This is a genomic window from Candidatus Agathobaculum pullicola, assembly GCF_052117205.1.
Classification (GTDB): Bacteria; Bacillota; Clostridia; order Oscillospirales; family Butyricicoccaceae; genus Agathobaculum; species Agathobaculum pullicola.
The window spans coordinates 39,197-49,563 of the sequence record NZ_JBQKJP010000018.1 but is presented as its reverse complement, the minus strand read 5'-3'; the positions used below and the strand labels follow the sequence as shown (position 1 = coordinate 49,563).

Sequence of the window (10,367 nt, the reverse complement as noted above, 5' to 3'; positions counted from 1 at the left end):
CGCCAAGCAGCTCGCTATCCATAATCGCCACTCCAACAACTTTCCCATGAGGCCTCTAGGTTGGTTTTCTCCCTTAGAGTTCTCTGTCCAATATGTTTGACAAACCTACATACATTCCCGCCGTTTACCGGTGGTTCATCCGTTCCTTGACAAGCTGTGCTATAATATAAAGGTTAAAGAATTGATTCCGAAAGGAGGAACAACAACATGACCGACGCTTTGCAGCGCCTGCTCGACATGATTACCGGTTTTCTGGCAGAAAATCCGTTGGTCGGCGCATGGTACACAACAGTGGCTCGCTTTGTGTTTCCCATTCTTGCGCTGATGATTCTGGTCGGTGCGATCCGCTCGCTCTGGAAGGTAAAGCACCCGGACGAGGTCTGGGGCTATCTGGCGATGGCAAACGGCGTGCGCCTGCCCATCACCCACTGGGAAAACATCATCGGCCGCGCGCCCTCATGCGATGTGCAGATCGAATACCCTTCGGTTTCGCGGCAGCACGCCGCCCTTATCCGTGAGGACGACGGCAGCTGGACGGTATATGATCTCGGCTCCAAGGGAGGCGTGACGGTCAACGACCTGCCGGTGGACGAATATGCGGTGGTCGAGGATGGGGATACCGTGACTTTCGCCGGGATTCCGACCATGCTAATCCCTATCTCGGTGGAGGAGAAACGCGATCAGATGGTCGAGCGCCGGATGGAGGGACGTCCGGCGGGCATGTGGGGTTCGCTGGTGCTGCTCACACTGTTTCAGGTACTGACGACCTTGCAGCTGATTGTGGCGGCGGGAGATAAGGCAACGGTCACCATTCCGCTGACCTTTCTGGTGTTGACGCTGGTGTGCTGGGGCTATTTCATCATCCTGCGCTCGTTCCGGCGTATCGGCTTTGAGATGGAAACCATTGCTTTTTTCCTATGTACGCTGTCGCTGGCTGTCACAGGCTCAACCGTACCGGATGAGATGCCCAAGCAGCTCATCGCGATTCTCATGGGGCTGGCAATCTTTCTCATACTGGGCTTTTTCCTGCGCGACCTGACACGCGCGCAAAAGGTGCGCTGGTTTATGGGCGCGGCGGCGGTCGGCCTGCTGGTCATCACGCTGCTGATTGGCTCGAGTCAGGGCGGCGCGAAAGCATGGATCCGGTTGGGCGGCATGTCGCTTCAGCCCTCCGAGCTGGCTAAGATCTGCTATATTTTCGCAGGCGCCGCCACGCTTGACCGTCTGTTTAACAAACGCAACCTATGGATGTTCATTGGCCTAACCGGTATCTGCGGCGCATGCTTGGCACTGCAAAACGACTTTGGTACGGCGCTGGTGTTTTTCGTCACCTTCCTTGTGATTGCGTTTTTGCGTTCGGGCGACTTTGCAACGCTCGGCTTAATCTGCGCGGGCTGCTTCGCCGGCGGCATGGTGCTGCTGACTGTCAAAGGGCACGTTGCCGCTCGCTTCTCCTCCTGGGGTCATATCTGGGAGGATGTGTACGGCGCGGGCTTCCAGCAAACCCATACGCTGACCGCAGCTGCGTCCGGCGGCATGATCGGCGTGGGCGCGGGCAAGGGTTGGCTGTCCGGTCTGGCCGCAGCCGACACCGATATTGTATTCGGTATGCTGTGCGAGGAATGGGGCCTCATTATCGCAATTCTTACCATCCTGTGCATCATTACACTGGCGGTGTTCGCGGTGCGCGCATGCCGCGCGGGCCGGTCGAGCTTTTACACGATTGCGGCCTGCGCCGCAACCAGCCTGCTGGTGTTCCAGACCTGCCTGAACGTGTTCGGCGCGGTCGATATCCTGCCGTTTACGGGCGTGACCCTGCCCTTTGTCTCCAACGGCGGCTCATCCATGCTGTCGGCATGGGGCATGCTCGCCTTCCTCAAGGCGACCGACACGCGGCAGAATGCGTCCTTTGCCGTTAAGCTGCCCTCGCGGCGCGAACTGCGCGGGGAGGTGGACTAAATGCGGAAAATTGAAAAACGAGGGGTGTTCTGCCTGATTCTGGCGGCGCTTCTGGGGCTGGGACTGGCGGTTTTCTGCTTCCAGTTCGTGTTCGACGGCGGCGACTGGGCCTCCTATCCCTATAACCGGCATCTGTACAGCAACTCCGGCCAACTCAAGGGCGGCACCATCCTCGACCGGGACGGCGACGTGCTTTCCACGCTCGACGAGAACGGCAACCGTATCTATTACCCGGACGGCGACATCCGCCGCGCGACGCTGCATGCGGTGGGCGACCCTGCGGGCAACATCGGCGCGGGCGCGCTGACCGCGTTCGCGGATAAGCTGTCAGGCTATAATCTGCTGACCGGCGTATACTCGCCGCTCGGCACGGGCAACAACCTGTATCTGACCATCGACGCTTATCTCAACAACATTGCCTATCAGGCGCTGGGCGGCATGCGCGGCACAGTAGGCGTGTACAACTACAAGACGGGCGAGGTTCTGTGCATGGTTTCGACCCCGACCTTTGACCCTGCCAACCCGCCGAGCATCGACCCGGATGACCCGGCATGGGACGGCGTGTATGTCAACCGTCTGCTGTCGGCCAACTCGATTCCCGGCTCGATTTTCAAGGTGGTTACGCTGAATGCAGCCATCGAAAATCTGCCCGACCTGTTCACCCGCAGCTGGAACTGCACCGGCTCGGTGGAAATCGGCGGCGATGTGGTCACCTGTCCCTATGCGCACGGTGAACAGAATATCGAGGATGCGCTCGCCAACTCCTGCAACGGCGTATTCGGTCAGCTCGCAGTCGAGCTGGGCGGCGATACCATGCAGAAATATACCGACGCGGCGGGCCTGACCGAGTCCATCAAGGTCGACGGCATCAACACCTCGGAAGGACATTTCAACTTTACCGGCAACGACAATCAGCTGGCATGGGCAGGCGTCGGTCAGGGCGAGGACACCATGTGCCCCATCAATATGATGCTGTATATGGGTGCGATTGCCAACGGCGGCAAGGCGGCAATGCCGCGCCTGATTGAACGGACAACTACGGATTACGGCCTGCCGACCGGTCTGTACTTTGCGCACAAGTCCTCCAAACTGATTGAGGCGGACACAGCGCAGACCATTTCGGACATGATGCACAACAACGTCATCGCGACCTATGGTCAGGACCGTTTCCCGGGTATGGACATCTGCGCCAAGTCGGGTACGGCGGAGGTCGGTCCGGATCAGACGCCGAACGCTTGGTTTACCGGCTTTTTGCGGGACGAGGCCACGCCGTATGCTTTCATCGTTCTGGTGGAGAATGGCGGCGGCGGTTCGTCGGTTGCAGGTACGGTAGCCTCCAAGGTGCTGACCGCGGCGGTCGAAAAGGGATACTAATAAAAATGGCTCTCTTCCAAAACGGAAGAGAGCCATTTGCTTTTTATGCCGGATGAAACCAGCCGGGAACGATATCCTCCCGCACCGCAAGATCGCGGAAGACGGCTGCCGCCGCATCCTCGTAGGCGCGCAGGTCGGTGGACTTTTTAAGCCGTTTACCGTGTTTTTCGCTGTTTTCAAACAGGTTCAGATGATAGAACCAGATCTCCTTCATGCGGAGTATGGCAATGCGCGCGTCACCGAAAGCCTCGCAGTAGCGCGCATACAGCGCATCGTGAAAGGCCTGTAGCCTGTCGCGGTCCGCACGCGGGCCGCCGCACAGGCGCGTGACAAGCGAGGGGTCGCCAATCAGTGCGCGTCCAATCATCACAGCGGGCAAATTGAGATAACGCGCGGCGACAGCCTGCGCGTCTTGTTCGGTTACGATGTCGCCGTTATAGCACACCGGCATGCGGCAGCGGGGCAGCGCAGCGGCAAAGTCCGCCTCGCGTACCGTGCCCTTATAGAAATCCTGCCGCACACGCGGATGAATGGTCAGCTCCGCGACCGGATAGCGGTTGTAGATTTCGAGCAGACGCGCAAACTCCGCCGGGTCGTGCATCCCCAGCCGCGTTTTGATGGAAATGCGTGCGCGTGTGGACGAAAAAACCGCGTCCAGAAAGCGGTCGAGTGCATCCGGGTCAGCCAAAAAGCCCGCGCCCTTGCCCTTTGCCGTTACCGTGCCGGACGGACAGCCGAGGTTGAGATTGACCTCCGCGTAGCCCATATCGGTCAGGGCGTTCGCCGACCAGATACAATCCGCGGCGGATTTGGTCAGCAGCTGCGGCACGGCGGGTACGCCTGCGTTGACCTCAGGTGCAATATCCCTCTTTTGGCGCGGCGTAAACCGCTCGGTCGTGGTCGGCGTGATAAACGGCATAAAATATTTGTCAATCCCCGGGAAATATTCGTGGTGCGTGCGGCGGTAAACCGCGCCGGTCACGCCCTCCATCGGGGCAAAATAGTAGTGCATGGGCAAACCTCGTTCTTTTCGTTCTGCTGTCTATTATATCGGGGTTTGCCCTTGTCCGCAAGACTATCTCAAGAGCGGGATTTGGGCCGCGCAATGAGCGCAAACAGACAGCCGAACACAATGGCGGCCGCGATGCCGCCCGCCGCGCCCGTCACGCCGCCGGTGAACGCACCCAGCAGGCCGCTTTCGGCCACGGCTTTCGCCACGCCCTTGGCCAGCGAGTAGCCGAATCCCAAAAGAGGAATGGTCGCGCCCGCGCCCGCATAGTCCACGACCGACTGGTACAGCCCGAAGGCTTGCAGCACCACGCCCAGCACCACCAGACTGACCAAAATGCGCGCAGGGGTCAGCTTGGTTCGGTCAATCAGCACCTGACAAATCGCGCAGATCGCGCCGCCCACCCAGAAGGCATTGACGTATTCCATCCAGTTCATGTGTCGCTCCTTTCTATCACAACCGCGTGACAGATACCGGCAATCGGCTGGCCCTGCTGCACCGAGGTCGGGCTCATCATGGCGCCCGTACCCGCGAACACCAGCCGCCGCATCTTGCCGGCCTGCATATCGCGCAGCAGCGGCCCGCACAGCACCGCCGCCGAACAGCCGCAGCCCGAACCGCCCGCATGCGCGTCCTGTTCGTCCCCGAACAGCAGACTGCCGCAGTCCGAGTAAACAGGGGAAAGGTCGATGCCGTCCGTGCGCAAAAGCGTGAGCAGAAGGTCCGCCCCCACATGACCGAGGTCGCCGGTCACGATGCAGTCAAAGTCGGTTGGCTGCGCGCCGAGGTCGGAAAGCAGGGTGGAAATGGTGTCGTAGGCCGCGGGCGCCATTGCCGCGCCCATGTTGTTTGCGTCCTTCACGCCCATCTCGACCATCTTACCAAACAGCACATGCGTCACCCGGATGCGTCCCGTTCCCTGTGCGCTCAGGACGGCTGCGCCTGCGGCGGTCGCCGTCCACTGGGCGGTTGGGGCACGCTGGCCGCCGTAGGCGAGCGGAAAGCGGTACTGCCGCTCTGCCGAACAGAAATGCGAGGATGCCGCAGCCAGCAGACGGCGCGCGGCACCCCCTTCGACCAGACAGCCGCCCAGCGCCAGCCCTTGTGCCATGGTTGAGCACGCACCGTACTGTCCGAGATAGGGCGTGTCCGAATCGACCGAGGCGAGGAACGAGCCGGTACATTGATTGAGCAAATCGCCCGCAAGAATGACATCCAGATCGCCCTTTTGCAGCCCGGCTTTGTGCAGTGCCAGATTGATTGCAGTCTTTTGCAGCGCGCTTTCCGCCAACTCCCACGACTTCTGCTTCATGCGGTCGTCCTCGGTAACAAAGTCGAAATACGCGCCGAGCGGACCTTCGCCTTCCTTTTTGCCGACCGCAGCCGCGTGCGCGATGAGATAGGGGCGGCCCGTCAGGTGCAGCGTGCGCTGCCCAATGTGTTCGATCATGCGCCGCCGCCCCCTCCCAGCAGCACAAGCAGCAGTCCGTAGATTACGCTGGCTGAAATGCCGTAGGTCAGCACCGGCCCGGCGATAACGAACAGCTTTGCGCCTACGCCAAGCACCAGACCCTCGCTTTTGAATTCCATCGCGGGCGAAACAATCGAGTTGGCAAAGCCGGTAATCGGCACAATGGTACCCGCGCCCGCGTGCTTGGCCAGCTTTTCATACAGATGCAGGCAGGTGAGCAGTGCGCCGAGAAATACCATGGTAATCGAGGTTGCAGCGGCCACATCCGTGGTATCCAGTCCGCGCCACTGCCAGAAGTTGCTCACCGCTTCGCCCACTGTGCAGATCGCGCCGCCAAACAGAAACGCCTTCAGGCAGTCGAGCGGCAGCGGCGACGGCGGGCTTTTCTGTTCCAGCAGACGCTGATAACTCTGCTTATCCAGCTTCATAATCATGCTCCTTCCGGTTTTTGTGCTATTTTGTGCAAAAGACGGCAGTTTATCCATCCCGCGCAAAAGATTGCGCGCAAGCATGAACCCCATATTACTGCGCATACTGATTGCATCCCGGAAAAGCAAAGGAGAGAGCAAACTATGGTCGAGCAGGATACGATTAAGCTGCTGCGCGAGTGCGACGCGGGCATCAAAATGGGCGTGGCATCCATTGACGAGGTGCTGGAGTATATCAAAAGTGATACGCTTCGGCAGCATTTGGACAAATGCCGAAACGAGCATATCAAATTGCAGGATGAAATACAGGTGCTGCTGGACGAATATCACGACGACGGCAAGGAGCCCAATCCAATCGCCAAAGGTATGTCGTGGATGAAAACCAACGTTAAGCTGGGCATGGATGAATCCGATCACACCGTTGCCGATCTGATGACCGACGGCTGCAACATGGGTGTCAAATCGCTGAACCGATACCTCAATCAATACAAGGCCGCCAGCGAGAAAACCAAGGATATCACCAAGCGGCTCATCCATTTGGAGGAGCAGCTGGCAAACCAAATGCGGGAGTTTCTGTAAACCAATCCTTACAGGAATGTTCGGCAGCAAAAAAACCGCCTCCGAAGGGCGGTTTTTTTGTTATCCCAATCTTTCTTTGCGCTCGCGGCCGTCGCGCAGCAATGCGGTCAGTGTTTCTCGGTCGCCCGCACGGATGGCGCGGCGGTATTCGTCCAGATGCCGAATGATTTCGTCGATTTCCTGTGCCAGCGGCTCAGCATTGCACAAAAACAGCTCGCTCCACATGGTTTCGTTGAGCTTGGCAACGCGCGTCAAATCCTTATAGCTGCCCGCGGAGTAGCCGTTGTGCTTGTCCGCCTCCGGGCTTTTGATGTAGGCCGAGGACACGACATGCGCCAGCTGCGAAGTGAACGCGATCATCTTGTCGTGCTGCGCGGCGGTGCAGCGCACGGTCTGCCCAAAGCCGAGCGACATGAAGTACGCTTCCAGCTGCTCGAGCACGCGCTCGGTGCTGCTTCTCGTCGGCACGAAAATCATACTTGCGCCGTCAAACAGCGTCGGCAGCGCAAAATCCAGACCGGAAAATTCGCGGCCCGCCATCGGGTGTCCGCCCACAAAGTGCACGCCCGCGTCGAGTGCGGCCTGCTCAAGATGCTCAACCATAAACTGCTTGACGCCGACCATATCGACCACGACACAGCCTTTTTTGAGTTTCGGCATATTTTCCAGCAGCCAGTCCACCGTCGCCTGTGGATACAGGCCAATGATGACCAGATCGGCTTCCTTATAGAGCGCTTGGGTGGCGATCGCGTCGATCGAGCCGTCTGCGAGCGCCTGTTCGGCGGTGCGGCGGGTGCGGTTCCAGCCGAGGACACGGCTGAGCGTGCGCGCCTTGATGGCCTTGGCCATCGAGCCGCCCATCAGACCGAGTCCTGCGATGAGTACGGTGTCAAACATAGGGGATCACTCCTTATTTCTGGGATTTACGCGGCAGATATGCCGCCAAATGGGGGTAATGCGGCAGATAATAAACACAATCAGCGCACCGGCGAGGTTGAGTATCAGGTCATCCACATCGCACGAGCCTGCGCCCGTGTAGACCTGTGCCACCTCGACCGCCGTGATGCCAAGCGTAAGCGTTGCCGTGAAGAAAAAGATGCTGCGCTGCCAGCGAAACAGCGCGGGCAGAAACACGCCCATCGGCGCAAACGCAATCAGATTGCCCAACAGGTTTAAGATCACCAGCCGCAGCGAAATGTTGCCGTAACCGTAGGCAATCAGGTAGTTTTTAATCGTGCGCAGCGGCTCCAGATTGACCGCGTCCAGCCGCGCGTGCATGGAAATGCCGCGGCCGAAGGCGTTGTCGAAAAACAAGACATTGGCCAGCACCCAAAGGTAATACCAGAACAAAAGCAGCATATAGTCGTGCCGCCGTTTGCTGCGCGCGCCTTTGGGTACGCCGTAGAACAGCGCGGTGCCCAGCAGCACGACAAACGCCGCGGCGAATGCGAATTTCTGCTCCGGCCCGACGATATATTCCGGCGCAAGCTCGTAATAGAGGTTAAAGCAAAGCAGGGCGGCGGTCGCAACGACCGCCAGCCTGCGAATCAGGGTTTTCAAAACAGGTTATTCCCTTTCTTACAGGTTTTCTGCTTCGCGCAGCCAGAACGCGGCGCTCGCGTCCGACGGCATACGCCAATCGCCGCGAGGCGACAGTGTGATGGTGCCGACCTTGGGGCCGTCCGGCAGGCAGGAGCGTTTGAACTGCTGCGAGAAGAAACGGCGCAGGAAAGTAGTCAGCCATTTCTTGATGGTCGCCTCGTCATATGCGCCCGCAAAGGTTTTACGGGCAATGCGGTAAATTTTGCGCGGCGAATAGCCGAAGCGCAGCATATAATAGAGGAAAAAGTCGTGCAGCTCGTATGGGCCGACCAAATCCTCGGTTTTCTGGCTGATTTCGCCGTCCTTGGGCGGCAGCAGCTCAGGGGACACCGGTGTATCGAGCACATCGCTCAGCACGTCGCTCAGCTCGCCCAGCGCGCGGTCGGCCTCGTAGGCCACCAGATAGCGCACCAGCGTCTTGGGAATGGAGGCGTTGACGCCGTACATGCTCATATGGTCGCCGTTGTAGGTCGCCCAGCCGAGCGCCAGCTCGGACAGGTCGCCTGTGCCGACCACCATGCCGCCGTGCTTGTTGGCAAGATTCATCAGCACCAGTGTACGCATGCGGGCCTGCCCGTTTTCAAACGTCACCGAGAGGTCGTCCTTGCTCTGGCCGATGTCGGAAAAATGCTGGTCAACCGCGGCCTTGATGTCCACAGTCTGGAGCGTCACGCCGTAAGCGTCCGCCAGCTTTTCCGCGTTGCCGCGCGTGCGCGCGGTCGTGCCGAAGCAGGGCATGGTCACCGCGAGGATACCCTTGCGGTCCAGTCCCAACATGTCAAAGGCGTGCACGGCAACAATAAGCGCAAGCGTGGAATCCAGTCCGCCCGACAGGCCGATCACCGCGGTTTTCGCGTGCGTATGGCGCAGACGGGTGGCAAGACCGGTGGCCTGCAAGGTCAGAATCTCCTCGCATCGCTCGTCGCGCAGCGCCTTGCTTGCGGGCACAAACGGGGTGCGAGGGAAGCTGCGGTCGGTGAGGTCACAGTCCGACAGGGGCAGACGGAAGGAAAATTCGCCCGTCGGCACACGCCGGAAGGTGTTCATGCGCTGCCGCTCGTGCGCCAGACGCTGCAAATCAATGTCGGCATAAGTGATGCCGTGGGTGAACATGCGGCTCTCGGCCAGCAGCGCGCCGTTTTCCGCAATCAGGTTGTGTCCCGCGAACACTAAGTCCTGCGTGGATTCGCCAAAGCCCGCGTCCGCGTACAGATAGGCGCACAGCAGACGGCCGGACTGCTGCCGCACGAGGTCGCGGCGGTAAGACGCTTTGCCGATGATTTCATCCGAAGCGGACAGGTTGGCGATGATATATGCGCCGCCCTGCGCCAGCATGGTAGAGGGCGGATTGGGCACCCAAAGGTCCTCACAAATCTCCACGCCGAAGGTGAACAGCGGCGCGTCCTCACAGGTGAACACCTGTCCGGTCACAACCGGCACACAAACGGCCTCGCCGCTGCCGTTCCGCACGGTTACGCCCTCCATATCATCCAGCAATTCTCCGGAAACAAAGTGGCGCTGCTCATAAAATTCGGAATAGTTCGGCAGGTGCTGCTTGGGAACAAAAGCCAGTATCTCGCCCCCGCACAGAACAGCGGCGCAGTTGTACAGCTTGCCGCGCACGCGCAGCGGCAGGCCGACCAGCACAACGGCCTTCAGCCCCGCTGTCTCGCGGCAGACCGTTTCGAGCGCGTCCAGTGCGCCGGTCAATAGGATTTCCTGCAAAAACAGGTCGCCGCAGGTGTAGCCGGTCAGGCAAAGCTCGGGGAACACAATCAGGCGCGCGCCCTTGGCGGCGGCCTGCTTAGCCTTTTCTATGATTTCGGAAGCGTTATAGGCGCAGTCCGCCACCCGCAAATCGGGCGTTACGGCAGCGATTTTGACAAATCCATCCTGCATTCCAGTATTCCTCCAGATAATTCAGATATGGTTAGTATACCCTTTT

Annotated in this window: 10 protein-coding genes; 3 read left to right on the top strand and 7 right to left on the bottom strand. The window is 59.5% G+C overall.

Features of this window, described 5'->3' with window-relative positions; translation table 11 throughout:
- Positions 1-207 precede the first annotated feature (207 nt).
- On the top strand, positions 208-1,959 hold the full coding sequence (locus ACTQ3V_RS08080; protein ID WP_441467078.1) for an FtsW/RodA/SpoVE family cell cycle protein: 1,752 nt from the start codon (positions 208-210) through the stop codon (positions 1,957-1,959).
- Positions 1,960-3,333, top strand: coding sequence for a penicillin-binding transpeptidase domain-containing protein (locus ACTQ3V_RS08075; RefSeq protein ID WP_441467077.1), 1,374 nt, complete (start codon positions 1,960-1,962; stop codon positions 3,331-3,333).
- A gap of 43 nt (positions 3,334-3,376) precedes the next feature.
- Here the strand turns inward: ACTQ3V_RS08075 and ACTQ3V_RS08070 are convergent, their stop codons facing one another.
- The 4 genes from ACTQ3V_RS08070 to spoVAC form a co-directional block, all read right to left on the bottom strand.
- On the bottom strand, positions 3,377-4,345 hold the full coding sequence (locus tag ACTQ3V_RS08070) for a tRNA dihydrouridine synthase (RefSeq protein WP_441467076.1): 969 nt from the start codon (positions 4,343-4,345) through the stop codon (positions 3,377-3,379).
- A gap of 68 nt (positions 4,346-4,413) precedes the next feature.
- Complete coding sequence (gene spoVAE / locus ACTQ3V_RS08065) at positions 4,414-4,770, bottom strand: stage V sporulation protein AE (RefSeq protein ID WP_441467080.1); 357 nt, start codon at positions 4,768-4,770, stop codon at positions 4,414-4,416.
- A 5-nt stretch (positions 4,771-4,775) separates the two neighbouring features.
- Positions 4,776-5,792: a stage V sporulation protein AD gene (locus ACTQ3V_RS08060; RefSeq protein ID WP_441467075.1), complete on the bottom strand. Its 1,017-nt coding sequence runs from the start codon at positions 5,790-5,792 to the stop codon at positions 4,776-4,778.
- Positions 5,789-6,241: a stage V sporulation protein AC gene (gene spoVAC, locus ACTQ3V_RS08055; protein ID WP_441467074.1), complete on the bottom strand. Its 453-nt coding sequence runs from the start codon at positions 6,239-6,241 to the stop codon at positions 5,789-5,791. The genes ACTQ3V_RS08060 and spoVAC overlap by 4 nt, the downstream gene beginning before the upstream one ends.
- Positions 6,242-6,385: 144 nt before the next feature.
- Between spoVAC and ACTQ3V_RS08050 the strand changes: the two genes are divergently transcribed.
- Positions 6,386-6,820, top strand: coding sequence for a hypothetical protein (locus ACTQ3V_RS08050; RefSeq protein ID WP_441467073.1), 435 nt, complete (start codon positions 6,386-6,388; stop codon positions 6,818-6,820).
- A 60-nt stretch (positions 6,821-6,880) separates the two neighbouring features.
- Here the strand turns inward: ACTQ3V_RS08050 and ACTQ3V_RS08045 are convergent, their stop codons facing one another.
- The 3 genes from ACTQ3V_RS08045 to ACTQ3V_RS08035 are packed head-to-tail and all read right to left on the bottom strand — an operon-like array spanning position 6,881 to position 10,321.
- Positions 6,881-7,717 (bottom strand): prephenate dehydrogenase, encoded by an 837-nt coding sequence (locus tag ACTQ3V_RS08045; protein ID WP_441467072.1) that lies wholly within the window; start codon positions 7,715-7,717, stop codon positions 6,881-6,883.
- A gap of 6 nt (positions 7,718-7,723) precedes the next feature.
- A complete protein-coding gene (locus ACTQ3V_RS08040; RefSeq protein ID WP_441467071.1) occupies positions 7,724-8,380 on the bottom strand; it encodes a VanZ family protein in 657 nt (218 codons plus the stop codon).
- 18 nt (positions 8,381-8,398) lie between these two features.
- Complete coding sequence (locus ACTQ3V_RS08035; RefSeq protein ID WP_441467070.1) at positions 8,399-10,321, bottom strand: NAD(+) synthase; 1,923 nt, start codon at positions 10,319-10,321, stop codon at positions 8,399-8,401.
- Positions 10,322-10,367 lie beyond the last annotated feature (46 nt).

What these genes read in the sequence shown, in the direction of transcription:
- ACTQ3V_RS08080 (WP_441467078.1), top strand. Translation starts at nt 208, where the DNA reads ATGACCGACGCTTTGCAGCGCCTGCTCGACATGATTACCGGTTTTCTG.
- ACTQ3V_RS08075 (WP_441467077.1), top strand. Translation starts at nt 1,960, where the DNA reads ATGCGGAAAATTGAAAAACGAGGGGTGTTCTGCCTGATTCTGGCGGCG.
- ACTQ3V_RS08070 (WP_441467076.1), bottom strand. Translation starts at nt 4,345, where the DNA reads ATGCACTACTATTTTGCCCCGATGGAGGGCGTGACCGGCGCGGTTTAC.
- spoVAE (WP_441467080.1), bottom strand. Translation starts at nt 4,770, where the DNA reads ATGGAATACGTCAATGCCTTCTGGGTGGGCGGCGCGATCTGCGCGATT.
- ACTQ3V_RS08060 (WP_441467075.1), bottom strand. Translation starts at nt 5,792, where the DNA reads ATGATCGAACACATTGGGCAGCGCACGCTGCACCTGACGGGCCGCCCC.
- spoVAC (WP_441467074.1), bottom strand. Translation starts at nt 6,241, where the DNA reads ATGAAGCTGGATAAGCAGAGTTATCAGCGTCTGCTGGAACAGAAAAGC.
- ACTQ3V_RS08050 (WP_441467073.1), top strand. Translation starts at nt 6,386, where the DNA reads ATGGTCGAGCAGGATACGATTAAGCTGCTGCGCGAGTGCGACGCGGGC.
- ACTQ3V_RS08045 (WP_441467072.1), bottom strand. Translation starts at nt 7,717, where the DNA reads ATGTTTGACACCGTACTCATCGCAGGACTCGGTCTGATGGGCGGCTCG.
- ACTQ3V_RS08035 (WP_441467070.1), bottom strand. Translation starts at nt 10,321, where the DNA reads ATGCAGGATGGATTTGTCAAAATCGCTGCCGTAACGCCCGATTTGCGG.